9 protein-coding genes are annotated in these 18,952 nt (G+C 38.3%); 5 read left to right on the forward strand and 4 right to left on the reverse strand.

All coding sequences use genetic code 11. The features are described from left to right. Positions 1-164: 164 nt before the first annotated feature. From DXB63_RS10280 to DXB63_RS10295, 4 genes are all read left to right on the forward strand, one after another. Positions 165-3,380, forward strand: coding sequence for a TonB-dependent receptor (locus tag DXB63_RS10280; RefSeq protein WP_122126331.1), 3,216 nt, complete (start codon positions 165-167; stop codon positions 3,378-3,380). Positions 3,381-3,399: 19 nt separating this feature from the next. Then, on the forward strand, positions 3,400-5,250 hold the full coding sequence (locus DXB63_RS10285; RefSeq protein WP_122126332.1) for a RagB/SusD family nutrient uptake outer membrane protein: 1,851 nt from the start codon (positions 3,400-3,402) through the stop codon (positions 5,248-5,250). 34 nt (positions 5,251-5,284) lie between these two features. Beyond that, complete coding sequence (locus DXB63_RS10290) at positions 5,285-6,922, forward strand: DUF5123 domain-containing protein (protein ID WP_122126333.1); 1,638 nt, start codon at positions 5,285-5,287, stop codon at positions 6,920-6,922. Positions 6,923-7,230: 308 nt separating this feature from the next. Further along, entirely contained in the window at positions 7,231-11,664 is a 4,434-nt protein-coding gene (locus tag DXB63_RS10295; protein WP_122126334.1) for a two-component regulator propeller domain-containing protein, read from the forward strand. Between the two features lie 49 nt (positions 11,665-11,713). On the opposite strand, the gene DXB63_RS10300 is transcribed toward DXB63_RS10295, so the two are convergent. From DXB63_RS10300 to DXB63_RS10315, 4 genes are read right to left on the reverse strand one after another with little or no spacing between them, the layout of a single operon-like run. Beyond that, entirely contained in the window at positions 11,714-13,396 is a 1,683-nt protein-coding gene (locus DXB63_RS10300; RefSeq protein ID WP_122126335.1) for a pectinesterase family protein, read from the reverse strand. 59 nt (positions 13,397-13,455) lie between these two features. Beyond that, on the reverse strand, positions 13,456-14,409 hold the full coding sequence (locus DXB63_RS10305; protein ID WP_122126336.1) for a pectinesterase family protein: 954 nt from the start codon (positions 14,407-14,409) through the stop codon (positions 13,456-13,458). 2 nt (positions 14,410-14,411) lie between these two features. Beyond that, positions 14,412-15,758, reverse strand: coding sequence for a pectate lyase (locus DXB63_RS10310; RefSeq protein ID WP_233522843.1), 1,347 nt, complete (start codon positions 15,756-15,758; stop codon positions 14,412-14,414). 19 nt (positions 15,759-15,777) lie between these two features. Further along, entirely contained in the window at positions 15,778-16,992 is a 1,215-nt protein-coding gene (locus tag DXB63_RS10315) for a glycoside hydrolase family 105 protein (protein WP_122126374.1), read from the reverse strand. A 460-nt stretch (positions 16,993-17,452) separates the two neighbouring features. Between DXB63_RS10315 and DXB63_RS10320 the strand changes: the two genes are divergently transcribed. Next, positions 17,453-18,892 (forward strand): MFS transporter, encoded by a 1,440-nt coding sequence (locus tag DXB63_RS10320; protein WP_122126337.1) that lies wholly within the window; start codon positions 17,453-17,455, stop codon positions 18,890-18,892. Positions 18,893-18,952: the final 60 nt, after the last annotated feature.

The raw sequence follows: 18,952 nt of genomic DNA on the forward strand, positions 1-18,952 counted from the left end.
TGTTAAATATCTGTTTTAAAACACCTATAACAATTAATTCCATCCTAAAAACAAAAATTACACACATGACTCTCCTATGACCACATATCTTTGTAGCGATGATTAACACTTAATTCATTGAATTTTAATTAAATCGTATTTATCAATTAATAAACATGCAAAGAATGTCTAACAATTTGAAAAACATGCGCACCTTGCTTCTAATACTATTAGCAGCGATATCATTAAACGTATCGGCGCAGACCATTACCCTCACAGGTAATGTGAAAGACAAAACAGGAGAACCGATTATCGGTGCATCTATTCTCGAGAAAGGCACAACGAATGGTACCATTACTGATTTCGACGGAAATTTCACCTTAAAAGTTTCCGGTAAAGTTCCGGTTATTGTATCATATATCGGTATGAAAACACAGGAGTTCAATGTAAAAGGTAAGACCAGAATCGATGTTACTTTAGAAGATGATACACAAAATCTGGATGAAGTGGTAGTTATCGGTTACGGTACGGCAAAAAAGAAAGACTTAACAGGTTCCGTATCTACAATCAATAGCGAAGCGTTGAAAGATATACCGGTTGCCAATGTAGCGGAAGCTATAAGCGGTAAGATGGCCGGTGTACAAGTTACCACAACAGAAGGTTCACCTGATGCAGATGTTAAGATACGCGTTCGCGGTGGAGGTTCTATTACCGGCGACAATACACCTCTTTATATAGTAGACGGATTCCCGGTAAATAGTATTTCCGATATTCCTTCTACTGACATCCAAGACATCGTTGTATTGAAAGATGCTTCTTCTACTGCAATTTATGGTGCCCGTGGTGCAAACGGTGTTATTCTCATCACGACCAAATCTCCGACAGAAGGTAAATTCTCCGTTTCTTATAATGGTTCTTACGGTTGGAAAAAACTTGCCGGCAAATTAAATGTACTTTCTCCATACGAATTTGCTGCACATCAATATGAAGAAGCTGCTATCGCAAATAAAATCAGTGACCAATACGAACCATATTTTGGTAAGTTCCAAGATATGGATATCTACAATACCATAGAAGGAACAGATTGGGTGGATGAAGTATTCGGACGTACCGGATATACAATCAACAATAATGTCAGCATAAACGGTGGTACTGATAAGATTAGCTATAATATAAGTTATAGCCGTGTAGATGATAAAGCTATCATGGCCGGTTCCGATTACACACGTAATGCATTAAGTGCAAAAATCAAAGCTAAACCGTTTAAATGGTTGAATCTGGATTTTTCTACACGCTATACAGATACCGATATCAATGGTGGTGGTGCAAATGATGTAAAAAGTGAAAAGTCGACTAACGACTCACGCCTAAAACATAGTGTTATCTACACTCCGATTGCCATGGGAAATGTTACAGCAGGAACCGATGACGAAGAAGAAGTAGGTTCATTATTCCCGCCAACAACAATGATTCGTGACACATACCGCTATAAAGACAACCAAATTTACAGTTATAATGGTGGGGTTACAATCAAACCGATAAAAGGATTATCCATACGTTCCGAATTAGGCTACGAAAACAGGCCCGGACTGGAAAACCGCTATTACGGTAAAAGCACTTATTATGCAAGACAAAACAGCTCTGTGCAGAATGAACCGGCTTTAACTGTTACTACAAAATATTTCAATCGTTTCCGTAACACCAATACAATCAACTATGATGCTACGTTCAAGAAAATCCATAAGTTGACTGTATTATTAGGTGAAGAGACAATGGCAACACGTAGTCGTACGGTTACGAATCAGATAGATGGCATATCCGATGCATTCTCACCTGAAGATGCATTCAAATACACAGTAAACGGAAAATATTCGTCTTTCAATAATTATACAGACCCGGACGTTAAACTGTTATCTTTCTTCGGTCGTGCCAATTATGATTTGATGGGACGTTATCTGTTAACAGCAACATTCCGTGCAGACGGTTCAAGCATATTTGCTCCGGGACAACGATGGGGATATTTCCCTTCAGTAGCAGTGGCATGGAGACTTTCTGACGAGAAATTCATGCAAGGGGCTTCCAAATGGTTATCAAACCTAAAACTACGTTTCAGCTATGGTACAGCAGGAAATAATAATATTGATTCTGATCAATACCGTTCTATGTATTCAGCAAAGAATACGGCTTATTTGGAACAAGGAACTTCTTACTGGACTACCGGAACTCAACTTTACAATCCAGATCTGAAATGGGAAACGACCTATACACGTAACCTTGGTATAGATTTCGGTTTTTGGAATAACCGCCTAAATGGTTCTATTGAGCTTTATTCCAATAATACCAAAGACTTGTTGATTGACTTCCCGGTTAATGGAACAGGATATAATACACAAGCTAGAAATATTGGCGAAACTTCTAATAAAGGTATTGAGTTCCAATTAAATGGCGTGATTGTCGATACAAAAGATTGGGGATTTGATATAAACTTTAATATCAGTAAGAATAAAGGTAAAGTTAAATCACTCGGTGGTTTGAAACAAATCATTGCAGGTTCCACTTGGACCAGTACCATGTCTGATGATTACCGCGTATACGTAGGACAAGAAATCGGTTTGATGTACGGCTATGTAACGGAAGGCAGATATAGCGTGGATGATTTTAATTGGGATGGAAGTAAATGGGTATTGGCAGGAGTCGTTACAGACGAAAAAGGAAATTATGTTTCCGGTCCGGCTGATAACAGCAGTATAACCGGAAAATCATGGGGACCGGGTGCTTTAAAGCTTAAAGATGTGAATAAAGATGGAAAGATTGACGCAAATGACCGTCAGGTTATCGGTCACGCCGCTCCTAAATTCACCGGTGGTTTCGGTATTAATCTCCGTTACAAGAACTTCGATTTGTCAAGTGCCTTTACATTTGTTTATGGAAATGATATCTATAACGCAAATAAGATAGAATTCACCTCAAACAACAATAACTACAAATATCGTAACATGATTACAGATATGGCTTTAGGTAACCGTTGGACCAACATTGACTGGCAAACCGGAGCAGTAATTACAGATAAAGCTGCTTTAACAGCTGCAAATGCCAATACCTCTTTATGGTCTCCTTATAACCAATTCGTATTCCACTCATGGGCGGTAGAAGACGGTTCATTCTTGAGAATGAATAACCTGACTGTAGGTTACAGTTTACCTAAAGAATGGATAAAGAAAGTATTCATGCAACAATGCCGTGTATACTTCACTGCAACCAACTTATTCTGCATCACTAGTTATTCTGGCTTTGATCCGGAAGTAGATACAAGAACAAAAACTCCTCTTACACCGGGAGTAGACTATTCTGCATATCCGAAAAGCCGTACTTATAACTTTGGTATTAACTTAACTTTCTAACAATAATAAAGTAAATAAAATGAAGAATCTATTTTATATATTAGTTGCCGGATTACTACTTCTAAATACATCTTGCGATGACTATTTGGATTCCGGTGCCAGTTCTTCCAAATCAGACGAAGAATTATACAGTGACCCGAACCTGACGGAAGGTGCTGTGATGGGTATCTACAACCTGATGACAGAGAATCGTTCTTATCGTAACCGTATGATTTGTTATATGGGTGTAAATACAGATATCGAAACCCATTCGAACTCAAAAGATGCAGCCGGAAAAACCGACCGTACAGCATTGGCTACTTACCAACAAACATCAAGTATGACTGATGGATTCAATGACTCCAACAGTTCAGACCCATGGAGCCGTATGTATGCCATCGTTGAACAGGCTAATTTAGTTATTAAAGGAATCCAAGACTTTGGAAATCCGACAAAAGAAAATCAAATGGGAACCTTACTTGCCGAAGCATTGACTCTTCGTGCTATGGTCTACAATGATTTAATCAAATACTGGGGAGATGTTCCCGCACGTTTTGAGCCGGTATCTGCTGATAATGTTTACATGAAGAAAAGTGACCGTAATAGTATCTATAACCGGATTCTTGATGACTTGAAAACAGCCGAAGAATTTTTACCATACAGCAAAACACAGTATTCAAACACACAACGTGTATCCACGACCTTTATTAAAGGACTCCGTGCAAGAATAGCTTTAATGGCGGCAGGTTACCAAATGAAAGTGTCTGAAGATTATCAGACTATTAATACACATTACAGAGTGGATGCAGCACGCAGAACGGAATTATATACAATCGCACGCGACGAATGTAAAGACATCATTGCTCAAGATCCACGTACATTAGGTAATTATGAAGATGTATTCAAAAGAATATGTGAACGCAACTTTGCATCAGGAAGCGAAATCATTTTCCAAATGCCATTTAGTTCCAGTCGTGGTGAATACGTCAGTTATCTCGGCCTTCGCAGAGAATATGAAAAGTTATCCGGAGATAAATACAGCAGCATTACCGTTAAAGGTGAAATCAGCGTAGTACCATCATTCTTTTATGATTTCCAAACCGGTGACACTCGCCGTGATGTAACAGCAGCTCCATACAAATGGGTTGACGATGTGCAAACATTAACAAGCGTCAACAAATTCTATCTGGCAAAGTTCCGTGCCGAGTGGATGAAAGACAATTTCCTTAGCAGTAATGATGATGGTATCGCACACTGTGTACTCCGCTATGCAGACATTCTTCTGATGGCTGCCGAAGCTATCAATGAACTGGAATCCGCTCCTACTACTGAAGCTATCGGATATTTGGAAGCTATACGTAAAAGAGCATTCTCCGATAATGAAGCACACATGAACTATTGCGGTGATTATACCACAAAAGAAGGTTTCTTGAATGCAATTGTAAACGAGCGTGCATTTGAATTCTGTGGTGAAAATATTCGTAAATGGGATTTAATGCGTTGGGGAGCATTAAAGAGCAAGATGGATGAAGCTAAAGCCAATCTAAGTGACCTCCGTGAACAAAGCGGTGCTTATTCCGGAGTTCCGGCTGACGTTTATTACAAATTAAATGCAGATAATCAAACTTTAGAGATTTGGGGATTAAACCGAGGAGAAGATACTCCAAGAAATACAGATGAAGATAAAGCCGAAGGTTGGAAAAAGAAATCATGGCTTACAGCTACTGACAGTAGTACAGGTAAATTATTACTTGATGAAGATGCTTACGTAAACAAAGCCCTTTATCAATGTGAAGATCCTGATGAGCGTCAATTACTACCGATCATGGATGTGGTAATCAGCAACAGCCAGGGAGCATTATCTAACTACGGATATTTATCCGCTTATTAATTTATAATTAAGAACATTTGTAAAAAGATATATTATGCAAATAAAAAAATATTTTTTAGGATTTATTGCGGCAACGGCATTACTCGTTGCCTGCAATGATGACGAGGATATGACGCAATCACGCATTTTCCGTCCTATTGAAATCACTGTTGACAACACAGGAGACGGTTATGTAGATTTCTCTTGGTATCCAAGTAAGAATGCATCCTCTTATGAAGTACAAATCTCTGAAGATGAAACTTTCTCTGAAGGTAAAACTAATACTTACAGTGATTTAAAAGAAACCACACTCCATGTAACAGACGGAGTAGCAATCAACAGTACCGATCTCGACTCTCTTTATGTACGTATCCGTGCATTCAGTGCATTGCAAGGTGTGGGTGATTCCGAATGGTTAGAAGCAATGAAATTCGCTCCTTACCGTGAAAACATCTTCTCTACATCCAATAACACTTTCAAAAAAGAATATGTTAATAATACTAGTGTCATTGTACGCTGGAAAGAAGGAATAACCGATGTAGACCAACTGATTTTAAGAAACGCAGACGGCTCAATCAAAGATGAACACCTGCTTACACCGGAAGAAATAGATGCACGTTCCTATACATTCGAAGGACTAACGCCTTCTACCGTTTATTCCGTATCTATTTATAATGAAGGCAAACGTAGAGGTAAAGTAGTATTTACAACCCGCAGTGCAAACGAAGTCATCGTAACCGGCGTTGATGAATTACTCGCACAGTTAAAAGCTGTAGAACCGGGATGGGTGATCCGTGTAAAAGCACTTTCCGAAGGAGCTCCTTATGAATTCTCTTCTGCACTTAATATCACAAAATCCGTAACTATCGAATCAGCATCAGATGCTCCGACTCAATTCTATCTTCCGGACGGAGTAAATCTTCGCGGAACTCTTGGAAAGGTTTCATTCAATGATTTAATCATCACAGGAGATGGTGCTTCCGGAGAGAATACATTTAATTTGGCAAAAGCCGGAAATGATGCGGAAAGTGTAGCTTTCGCAAGTATCGATTCACTTGTTATCAGCGGATGTGAGATTTCTAACTACAATAAAGCATTAATCTGCTATGGTCCGGATGATACCTCTTGTAATGTATTCATAGATAATAGTATTGTTCATGACATCAGTGCCGGTAAGAGCGCACAGGTTATTGATTTACGTAACGTTACCGTTACAAATATGAAGATTACGAATAGTACCTTCTACAATATGGAAAGAGCGTTTATCCGTGTGGCAAAGAACGAAAACAGTCAAAACTTTGAATTGAGCAACTGTACATTCTACAATACCAATGCTTCCAGCCAGTCATTCATCGATTTCAATAACGGCAGTAAGGGTACTTACCTTATTACAAACAACATCTTCTCCAATATTACAGGTAAAGGATGGACAATGCCTCAAGATAAAGATGCTGACGGGAAAGCTACACCGGCTAGCGGTTCAACATTGGAATACAGTTATAACTGTATATTCAATGTAAACTTCACCAGTAACGCTACTGCACAGTGGCATGTTGAAGAAGGTAACCGTCTGAATACCGATCCGATGTTTGCAGCACCTGAAACCGGTGACTTCACATTAAGCAGCAGTTCACCATGCTTATCAGGAGGTAAACGCGGAAGTATTATGGGCGACCCAAGATGGAAAAAATAACTTGATTTATTGAATTAAGAGTATCACTTTTTCAAAGAGTCGTTTTCTCATCATAGAGAAAGCGGCTCTTTTTATTTTAGTCCTCCGTACCTCCTATTCGTTCAGCCATGGCAAGCCTTGCGTTTCACTATGGAAAGCCTGTCGTTTGCCCATGCTCATCCTTCCGTTCAAGCAAGGGCAAACGCATCATCCATATAGAAGTTCATATCACTTGATTATTTAGTTTATCACTGAAATAATTGGTCCTATACTTCCTGCTTTACTATATTTTATGTATTTTTGAATGCTAATAATAACTTAAAAGGACCATGATGAAACACAGATTATTTATAGTTCTTGCTTTATTGATAAGTATATCCGCATCCGCACAATTAAAATGTTCTTTCAGGCATTATTCTTCCGAGGATGGTCTATCGCAAAACACTGTAATGAGTATAATGCAAGACCATAAAGGATTAATATGGCTGGCCACTTGGGACGGTATCAATAAATTCGACGGCTATAATTTTAAAACCTATAAGGCTCGTCAGGGCAACTTTATCAGTCTGACCAACAACCGTGTGGACTTTATAAAAGAAGATAAATACGGTTATCTTTGGGTTCTGACTTACGATAACCGTGCACACAGATTTGATCCCAGTACGGAAACGTTTGAACAGGTTCCTTCTTCCGGTGAGGGCAGCAACATTAACATACAGTCAATCGAAGTGATGCCTCAAGGTAGTGTTTGGCTACTGACCGAAAATGATGGTGCAATCCGTGCTACGACAGATGAAAAGACGCATGAACTGTCCACAGAAATCTATTCTTTAAAGTCCGGTCTGTTCCCATGCCAAAAAGTTATTAAGGCTTGTGCCGACAAATCCGGTAACGAATGGTTGCTTACAGACAATGGTCTGGCTTTAATAAAGCCGGATAGTAATATTCCTGTTTCTTATTTCGTTGAAACGAAAGAGACTGGTTCGGACAGGAAACAATATTTCTACTCCTTCCAAGAACACGGAAATGAAATCTTTTTTGGCTCGGATAAAGGACGATTGTGGCGTTATCAAAAAGACGGAAGCAGATTCCAACTATTAGAACTACCGGTAAAAGCCAATATCATAGAAATAAACACCCTTTCAAAAGATGAGATTGTAGCAACAACGCGTACCGAAGGGTTTTACGTATACAACTTGAAAACTCAAAAAATAACTCCATATACAAAAGAATCAAACCCTGAATTATCCGGCATTAAAATAATGTCTACCTATGTAGATAAGCATCATGAATTATGGTTTGAACTTAATAAACGCGGAGAAGTATGTCATTTCAATCCGTTTACCAAGAACTTAAAACGGGAAATACTCGTCACAGAACCCGGAAATGCGGCACGTTCGGAACCTGCATTCCATATACATGAAGACGTAAACGACAGATTATGGGTACATCCCTATGGTGGAGGACTGTCTTATTTCGACAGAGAAAAGAATACATTGATACCGTTCTATAATAAACCGGGATCACCTGATTGGAAGTTCTCTAATAAATTACATTCCATCATGTCCGATCGTCAGGGCAACTTATGGCTATGCTCCCACTCTAAAGGATTGGAAAAAGTAACCTTTACTAATAATGAGTTTAATTTAGATACGCCATATCCACATGACTATGAATCGCTTAGCAATGAGGTGCGTGCATTGCTTAAAGATAAGGATGGAAACTTATGGGTTAGCGTAAAAGAAGGTATTGTCCGATTCTATAATCCCCAAAACATTTATATGGGATATCTGACCGAAAATGGTACCATATCTCAAAAAGGAGCACCAATGACAGGAGTTGTTTATTGCTTCTTCCAAGATTCCAAAGGTATCTTATGGATTGCGACTAAAGGGGATGGACTGGTACGTGCTCAAAAAAGTGGTGACAATTATATACTTACCCGTTATAAATATAATGCAGATGACATATACAGTTTAAGCCACAATGATGTCTATTCCGTCTTTGAAGACCATAAGGGACGTATCTGGATAGCAACTTTCGGAGGTGGCTTGAACTATATAGACAATCATAATGAAAAAATCACCTTTATCAATCATCGTAATAACCTAAAAGGATATCCAATAGACCGTTGCCATCGCGTACGCCATATTACAACCGATAAATCCGGTAATATTTGGGTAGGAACAACAACCGGAGCACTTTGTTTCAATGAAAACTTCAAGAATGCGGAAGATGTTGTATTTCATCATTACTCCCGCGTTCCAAGCAATACAAATAGTTTGAGTAATAATGATGTGCATTGGATTATCTCTACCCAAAATAAAGATTTATATTTGGCTACTTTCGGTGGAGGATTGAATAAATTAACTTCCATAAATGAAAAAGGCGAAGCCATATTCAAATCATATACAGTAAAAGACGGCGCTCCTTCTGACGTAATGCTTTCTATTCAGGAAGATAATCACGGACAACTCTGGATTAGCACTGAAAACGGACTAAGCAAGTTCGTTCCCTCTACTGAAAAATTTGAGAATTATGATGAAGGCCGTTTCGACCTCAGTACCCGTTTCAATGAAGGGGCTTCGGCCAAATCACGTGATAATAAGCTTTACTTCGGAACAAGCAACGGAGTGCTTAGCTTTATTCCCGATTCCGTTCGAAAAAGTACCTATGTCCCTACCCTGATATTCTCTAAATTGTCCATAGCCAATGTGGAAGTAGTGCCTGGAGAGGATGGCTCCATTCTGAAAAAAGGATTGGACGATACAAACAAGCTGATTCTTTCCCATAAAGAAAATATCTTTACTATACAATATGCAGCATTGGATATGGTAAAACCGGAAAACATCAAATATGCTTATTTTCTGGAAGGATTCGACGAGGACTGGAACTATGTAGACAAGCAGCGTACAGCCACATACACCAACTTACCTAAAGGGAATTATACCCTCAAAGCCAAATCCACAAACAGCGAAGGTGTATGGGTAGAAAACGAACGTACACTGCATATAACCGTACTTCCTTCTTTCTGGGAAACACCACTTGCATTTTTGCTTTATGTGCTCTTTATCATAATAATAATCTTAATCACAGTATATATCTTATTTACTATATATCGTCTAAAGCATGAAGTTTCTGTAGAGCAGCAAGTTTCAGACATAAAACTACGCTTCTTTACCAATATATCTCATGAACTTCGTACCCCTCTTACACTTATCGCAGGTCCGGTAGAATATGTTTTAAAGAATACAAGGCTTCCGGAAGATGCCCGCGAACAGCTTCAGATAGTGGAACGCAATACAGATCGCATGCTGCGGTTAGTTAATCAGATACTTGACTTCCGCAAAATACAAAACAGAAAAATGAAGCTACAAGTACAAGAAATTGATATAGTACCTTTCACACGCCGTATAATGGACAATTTCGAAGCAATGGCAGAGGAGCATCATATTGACTTCATTTTCGAAAGCGAGACTACAAGTTTAAAACTATGGGTAGATGAAGACAAATTTGAGAAGATCATCTTTAATTTACTATCCAATGCGTTCAAATACACTCCACAAGGGAAAATGATTACTGTATTCATCCATGAAGATGAAAAGACAGTAGCACTGGGTGTACAAGATCAGGGTATAGGAATTGCCGAGAATAAAAAAGGATCGTTATTTGTTCGTTTTGAAAACCTGATGGATAAGAACTTATTTAACCAAAGTAGTTCCGGTATAGGACTTTCATTGGTAAAAGAGCTTGTAGAAATGCATAAAGCCTCCATTACAGTAGACAGTGAATTGGGAGAAGGAAGCTGCTTTACTGTAAACTTCCGCAAAGGAAAAGAACATTATGACGAAAACGTTGAACTCATTCTGAATGACTCCGACTCACCGATGGCTTCAAATATCAAAGTCATCGATATGAAATCCTCTGTTCCTGAAGTTGAAGAAGACATAAATATAGATTTAGAAGATAATCAAAAAGATACCATGCTTTTAGTAGAAGACAACTTAGAATTACGTTTCTTCTTACGCAGCATTTTCTCCTCCGAATTCAGAGTTATAGAAGCAGCAAACGGTATAGAAGGTTGGAACAAAGCTCTAAAGTTCATCCCTAATATTATCATCAGTGATGTTATGATGCCGGAAAAAGATGGCATTGAATTAGCAAAGGAACTACGTGCCAATATTTCTACCAGTCATATCCCTATTGTACTGCTAACGGCAAAAGCGTCTATTGAAAGTAAATTGGAAGGGTTGGAATTAGGTGCGGATGATTATATCACAAAACCATTTAGCTCCACTTATCTAAAGGCCAGAGTAGACAATCTATTGGCACAACGCCGGAAACTCCAGGAAATCTATCGGGCTAACTTAATGAACATACCTTCTGCACAGGAAGAGAAGGAAGCTCCTATACAACCGGAGATGTCATCCAGTGACCGTAAATTCATGGACAAATTAGTTGAACTGATGGAGAAAAACATGGATAACGGTGATATGGTAGTGGACGATCTTGTACAAGAATTAGCCGTAAGCCGATCCGTATTCTTCAAAAAATTAAAGACTCTGACAGGACTTGCTCCTATCGAATTTATAAAAGAAATGCGTGTTAAGCGAGCAGCGCAATTGATTGAGACCGGAGAATTTAATATGACGCAAATCTCTTATATGGTAGGTATTAATGATCCTCGTTATTTCAGTAAGTGCTTTAAACAGAAATACGGAATGACTCCTACAGAATACAAAGAGAAAGTCATAAAAAAATAAGAAAGGCATTTTATCCAATATCAGAACATCGTTTTTCACGATGTTCTGATTATTTTATTTCAGTTGTAGGATTCCATCCGTCATCACCCGAAAGTATCTTTTCAACTGTATAATCTTTTATATTTTCCAACTGTCTTGAAAAAGATGCGCGGGCTTTGGGATTTGCTCCTTCCCCTACATTCTCATACTCAGCATAAAAAACAGTTTTCTCAGCTTCTTTTTTATTCCAATTATTCCAACCTTCGGCCAAAATATGCTTTCCTAAGTTACAATGAATAAAAACGGCTTGCGCATACGGACGCCATGGACGAGACAGATATACTTTATCCACATCATCGTCTGCCGTTAAGTTACAATCGAAGAAAACATAACCGTAAGCTTTTCCCCGATCCGTGGCAGGAGCTGTTACATAGCCATTTCTTTTGCTATGTACTATGCAACGATTAAAGACAGCCATAGACCATCCGAAAATAAAATCCACAGTTCCTTCAATATAACAATCCTCATAATATTGACGACTGTATCTGCCATAAGTATAAAGTGTATCTTGATTACCTAAAAAACGACATCTTTTAAAAGTAGTACGGTCTCCACTAACAAAACAGGCTACCGCCTGCCCCACTTGTCCTGCCGTATTCTCGAAAGTTATGTTTTCAGCATAAAAATCGGGAGCATATATATAACATGAGGCAGATCCCGAAGTAGACATATTCTCGCCAAAGCGATTCTTCTTAGCAGCATAATCATCACCACTAATCACCGCTCCTTCTTGCCCGATTAAGGATAAATTGATCTTGCTCTCCGGGATAATCAGTTTTTCTTTATAAACCCCTTTACGAAGCAAAATAGTAGTTCTCCTTTCTTTGCGGAAATCAGGCACGGCATTAACAGCCTCCTGTATTGTAAAAAAGTCACCACTGCCATCTTTGGCCACGACAAAATCATAATAACAAACATATTTCTCTAATTCAGGAATAGCTTCACTTATAGCTGTAACAGCAAGTTTTGCCACTACCCTTGCACCATATATATTAAGATGTGTATTATCCTCTTTTCCTTTCGGACATATCGGAACGGTGTTCTGAGGTATCCACATATATAATTCCTTTGACTTTTCAGGTCCTAAACCTTCCACTAAATCATGAGTAATCCGGTTCAAATCAATAAACACCACATCCAAATCTTTAGCCACATTACGAGGTGAATTAAGATACTCACCGTGTGTATCGATCAATATATCTCCTTCTTTAGGATGCTCACTTATGGCAGAAACAACTTTAGGTGCATCATCTTCAAGAATTGCATTCGTGTTATTCCGAAAATTACGTCTGACTATGGAATTAAACAAAACAGGTATCCCCCCTTTTTCCTTTGTTTCTTTTACGAAACGACGCAAATTATCATCAAATGTACTTCCCGGGACCGTATGACGCAGTTCATCAGGTTTTTCATCATTATGTCCAAACTGAATGAAAACATAATCTCCCTTTCTAACCTGAGAGATTACTTCATCCCAAAGTCCTTCATCAATAAAGCTTTTCGAGCTGCGTCCATTCTTCGCATAGTTACAGACACGAATATTTTCAGTAAAAAAACCGGGAAGCATCTGTCCCCATCCCCGCTCAGGATTACCACCGACTAAATTCTTATTAGCCATAGTAGAATCACCAATCATAAAGATTGTGATGTCTCTTTGTTCTTCTTTGAAAGCAAAAAAGAAAAAGCTAACCATCAGTAATAAGACAGCTCTATGCCTAACTTTACCACAGATAATTCTATGATTACTCGTTATCACTTGAATGGAAACCAATTAATATCCTCTCCGAATATATTTTCGATAGAGAGTAACGCTTCTTCTTTCGTCAACTGCTTTGCCCATTTTACTCTGCCTGTTGTGTCGGCACCTTCGCCTTTATTCATGAATTCCGCATAACGTGCTGTTTTTTCATTATCCGGGTTCTTCCAATTATGCCATCCTGCAGCACAAATATGTTTACCAAAATCACAATTCATAAATATAGTTGAGGCATACGGACGCCACGGACGTCCCAAATAAACTTTCGTAACGCCATTATCTGCCGTTAATCTACAATTCTTAAAAACATATCCATATTTTACCTCTTTAGGAGTAGCCGCAGCCGTAATATAAGAATTTGATTTACTGTGAATCTGACAGAAATCAAACAAAGCAGTAGAAGGTCCGAATAAAAAATCAGTAGTACCTTCTATATAGCATTTATAAAAATACAAGCGTGTCCTCTCTGCTCCGGTATATACCGTATCCTGATTCCCAAGAAAGCGACAACCAATAAAAATCAGCCGATCTCCTTCCGTGTGTAAGGCTACAGCCTGCCCTGTTCCTTTAGGAGCATTATTCTCTATTGTTATATTCTTCAAAGTAATATCACTCCCTTCAATTTTTAAAGTATAAGAGCGAAAAGTCCCCATTTTGTTGATATTAGCTCCATCATCATAAGTGAGGATCGTTTTCTCAGCATCCTCTCCTACAATAATCACATTTTTTATCCAAGAGGGCACTACAACTTTTTCCTTATAAACTCCATTTTTTACATATACCACAACTGTATAATCCATAAAAGCACGAATACTTTCAATAGCATCTTGAATCTTATCGTACTTTCCACTTCCATCATGGGCTACAACCAATGTATCCTTTATCTCTGCTTCAGCACAAAGACTGGAACAAAGAAATAAGAGCAAAAGCCTAAATACTCTGACAGACATCTTTACTTAATCAATGAATTTATATAAACTTCAATATTAGTATATTGCTTATCCAAAGTATATTCAGAAGCATCCTCCGGATTGTTCGGATCAAGATTATTAGCAACTTCCCAAATATCAGGCATACCGTCATTATCTGAATCCGATTCTATAGAAGTTTGAGAAACAAACTTCAAAAATCCACCAACTTGATTTTGAGAATCTATCATACCTTTATCTCCGTATGTATAAGTTCCTTTCCTCACTTCCTCAACAACCCGGCTGTCAATTTTATCACGTACTAATGAAGCTCCGGCTTTCTCTAAAACCAATTTATAAGCTTGTTCTGCAGGTTGTGTACTCACCGCTTCATAAGGTAACGGAGACCAAAGAAGCACTGTGTCCATCTTTACCTCTCCTTTAGGCTTAACTCCCAACCAATTACTATTTGTCACTTTAGGTTCACCTTCTACATAATTTCCTTCAATATAAAACTTTCCACACGGCAAATACGGCTGAAAGATACGGGAACGATTCTTTTCAGTAGCAGGTCCCGGTTTATAATAATTGTTCACAATATTAATGGTACGGGTATCTCCACCATAAGAACTGTTTTTACCCCAATTATAAATAACATTATTTCTGAAATCGATTACTCCGGCAACACTCGTTATACCCGGATGGCAGAAACGAGGATTACGGCTATCATGATGGGCCAATAAATTATGATGGAAAGAAGCTCCATCACCACCCCATATACCCCCATATCCATGATTACCTTTTACATGGACACTCTTTCTCAAACTTTCGGAGATCAAGCACCATTGCAAAGTAAAGTTCTGATTACCATAGAACGTTGCACATTCATCCGTACTCCAGCTCATAGTACAATGATCGATAATAATATCTTTATATGCAGGTTTGCCATTATGTCCTCCGACACAATTAATGGCATCATCTTCCACCTTATTAATATCACCCAAACGGAAACGAAGATAACGGATAATTATATTATCAGCCTTTAATTTTACAGGATAACCCGCAATAGTAATACCCTCTCCCGGTGCAGTCTGTCCGGCAATAGTAACGTTTCCCTTATTGATATCTAAAGAACGGGTCAGGAAAATAGTTCCTGAAACTTTAAAAACAATAATACGAGGTCCATCCTTCTGTAATGCATGACGCAGACTTCCTTCACCGGAATCTTCCAAATTAGTAACACAAATCACTTTACCTCCACGTCCACCGGTAGTATATCGCCCAAATCCTTCAGCACCAGGAAAAGCCAATGCTGTGTTTTCATCTTGCTGTGCAAAAACTGTTCCCGAAAGAATCACACACAGTAATAATAATGTTTTTCTAATATTCATTTTAGTATATCTTTAAATTTTATTTCAAAACTGTATAAGAAGGATGCAAACGCTCCCATTCCAAACTTGCCATAATAAAAGGTCCTACAGCCTTCGGGTCATTATCACGAATCTTCTCATTGATATAATAATCATAATCTCCCATACGATAAACTTTACCTCCGAGCCCGGCTACGGCACATGCCTTTGTTATAGTCACCAAACCTTTATCATCTACCTCAATAAAGTTCTTCAATATTCCTTTGTATCCCTTCTCCGCTACATTTAAATAAGACTTATCAATATATCCCATTCTTACAGCCTTGAATAAGGTATAAACGAACATTGTAGAAGCCGAAGATTCCAGATAATTTCCTTTGTCTCCACTTCTATCCAACACTTGATACCAAACACCCGACTTTTTATCTTGCAGCCTCTTAACCTGTTCCGCCACTTTATCCAACAAGACGAGCAATGTATCACGCTTCGGTTCATGTTTGGGAATAAAATCAAGTACATCCACAAGGGCCATTGCATACCATCCCATCGCACGTCCCCAAGCATGGGCAGATTGCCCGGTCATTTTATCGGCCCACTTTTCCTGCTTACTCACATCACAAGCATGACGAAACACATCATTCACCGGATCATACGTATGGCGTGCCACTGTTACAAACTGATTAATTATATCCTGATAATCTTGCGGACGATTATTCCTATAAGCATATTCTGCATAAAAAGGTGCACCCATGTAAATCCCGTCCAACCACATCTGGTGAGGATAAATCTTTTTATGCCAAAAACCGCCATCGTCATTACGAGGATGAGTATCAAGCTGACTCCTTAGCAAATCCAACGCTTTTTTATATTTCTCATTCTTTGACTGCTCATAAATACGAAAAAGGAATTTCCCAGAGTTCAGTCGATCAATATTATACTCTTTCAGTTTATAGGTTTTTATATTTCCATCTTGCATAATCATCGTATCAGCATAAGCCAAAGCATAATCATATATACTATCATCACCATATCTATCATATACATCCAGCATTGCCTGCAATTCCAAACCATGACAATAATCCCATTTCAATTTGGGCTGAAAGTCCAATTGCCAAGACTCAGGACAACGAACCATTTCCGATTCCGTCATTCTAATAGACCATGGTAACTTATCACTGATTGACTTTTGAGCAAACACTTGGGTTGAGCAGAATATAGCTCCTAAAAGAAGAAACTTACTAATGGTTTTATTCATTCCGTTTTTCATGATTCTAGTAATACATTTTATTCTATGTTACAAAAATAAGAAGTCTTTTTCATGTATCTGTGGATTTTTCGTGATAAAAGGTGGATTTATTGAAGTATTTTTCAGTTCACCCCTTGTTCTAAATATGTTAGAAAACATATTTATCAAATGTACTATTTCGCCAAAACACATTAATTCACTAGTAATCAATGCAATGACAATACATAATGGCATTCGTGTGCGCACACAAAAGTGTTTTTTCCTTGCTTTATTTAATAATTCGCTATATATTTGCACTGTTTTTGATTAAAACACATTGATTTTTAGGTATCTACTTATAGTTTTAGACAATATTGAAAGTTTTAAAACAATATGTAGACCTTTTTAGGCAAATATTAGAAGCCGGATAAAACAAAGAAAAGTAATTTTGAATCCGAATATAAAACTATTAATATTTAAATCAATTATCATGAGTACATTTCAGAAAGTTGGCGAGAAAATGACAAACTACAGATGGGCAATTTGTGCTATGCTGTTCTTTGCAACTACCGTCAATTATTTAGATCGTCAAGTACTATCCTTAACATGGGATGAATTTATTAAACCGGAATTCCACTGGGATGAATCACATTATGGAACGATTACCTCCGTATTCTCCATTGTATATGCAGTCTGCATGCTCTTTGCAGGACGCTTTATAGATTGGTTGGGTACTAAAAAAGGATATCTCTGGGCAATCGGTATATGGTCTGCAGGTGCCTGTCTTCATGCTTTATGCGGTGTTGCAACAGAAGCACACGTTGGTTTGCATAGTGCAGCAGAATTAGCGGGAGCAACCGGTGATGTAGTCGTAATAATAGCCACAGTAAGTATGTATTGTTTCTTGGCAGCACGATGCGTGTTGGCTTTGGGTGAAGCCGGAAACTTCCCGGCAGCTATCAAAGTAACTGCCGAATATTTCCCTAAAAAAGACCGCGCTTATGCTACAAGTATCTTTAACGCAGGTGCTTCCATCGGTGCATTAATTGCTCCACTTAGTATTCCTTTATTAGCAAAAGCTTGGGGTTGGGAGATGGCTTTTGTTGTTATCGGTGCACTAGGTTTTATTTGGATGGGATTCTGGGTATTTATGTACAATGCTCCATCTAAAAGCAAATTCGTAAATAAAGCGGAACTTGCCTATATTGAACAGGACCATCAAGAAGGTTCCAATCCTGCAAAAGAGGAAAAAGAAGAAAAAAAGATGAGCTTCTGGCAATGTTTCAGCTATAAACAGACATGGGCATTTGCATTTGGTAAATTCATGACCGATGGTGTTTGGTGGTTCTTCTTATTCTGGACTCCGTCTTACCTTAATACACAATTCGGTATCAAAACTTCCGAAGGTTTAGGCGTTGCTTTGATATTTACTTTATACGCCATCACCATGTTATCTATTTATGGCGGTAAATTACCAACTATTATTATAAATAAGACAGGTTTGAATCCCTATGCTGCCCGTATGAAAGCAATGCTTATTTTTGCATTCTTCCCATTATTAGTGCTCTTCGCACAACCATTAGGAACAATATCACCATGGTTCCCGGTTATAATGATTGGTATAGGAGGAGCAGCGCATCAATCATGGTCTGCCAATATTTTCTCTACCGTAGGAGATATGTTTCCTAAAAGTGCAATCGCAAGTATTACCGGTATAGGTGGTATGGCCGGTGGTGTAGGTTCAATGATTCTGCAATATTGCGCAGGTATATTGTTTGTACACGCAGACGAAACGCAAATGGCTTTCATGGGATTTATCGGTAAACCGGCAGGATACTTTATTATATTCTGCATCTGCGCCGTAGCTTATCTTATTGGATGGGTTGTAATGAAAGCATTAGTTCCTAAATACAAACCAATTGAAATTTAATCATCCAAAAGGTTATAAAATAAAAGACTTTGCTTGGTTAAGCAAAGTCTTTTATTTTTA

The sequence above is a fragment of the Bacteroides sp. OM05-12 genome (genome assembly GCF_003438995.1).
GTDB lineage: Bacteria > Bacteroidota > Bacteroidia > Bacteroidales > Bacteroidaceae > Bacteroides.

What these genes read in the sequence shown, in the direction of transcription:
- DXB63_RS10310 (WP_233522843.1), bottom strand. Translation starts at nt 15,758, where the DNA reads ATGAATATTAGAAAAACATTATTATTACTGTGTGTGATTCTTTCGGGA.
- DXB63_RS10290 (WP_122126333.1), top strand. Translation starts at nt 5,285, where the DNA reads ATGCAAATAAAAAAATATTTTTTAGGATTTATTGCGGCAACGGCATTA.
- DXB63_RS10300 (WP_122126335.1), bottom strand. Translation starts at nt 13,396, where the DNA reads ATGGTTAGCTTTTTCTTTTTTGCTTTCAAAGAAGAACAAAGAGACATC.
- DXB63_RS10305 (WP_122126336.1), bottom strand. Translation starts at nt 14,409, where the DNA reads ATGTCTGTCAGAGTATTTAGGCTTTTGCTCTTATTTCTTTGTTCCAGT.
- DXB63_RS10295 (WP_122126334.1), top strand. Translation starts at nt 7,231, where the DNA reads ATGATGAAACACAGATTATTTATAGTTCTTGCTTTATTGATAAGTATA.
- DXB63_RS10280 (WP_122126331.1), top strand. Translation starts at nt 165, where the DNA reads ATGTCTAACAATTTGAAAAACATGCGCACCTTGCTTCTAATACTATTA.
- DXB63_RS10315 (WP_122126374.1), bottom strand. Translation starts at nt 16,992, where the DNA reads ATGAATAAAACCATTAGTAAGTTTCTTCTTTTAGGAGCTATATTCTGC.
- DXB63_RS10285 (WP_122126332.1), top strand. Translation starts at nt 3,400, where the DNA reads ATGAAGAATCTATTTTATATATTAGTTGCCGGATTACTACTTCTAAAT.
- DXB63_RS10320 (WP_122126337.1), top strand. Translation starts at nt 17,453, where the DNA reads ATGAGTACATTTCAGAAAGTTGGCGAGAAAATGACAAACTACAGATGG.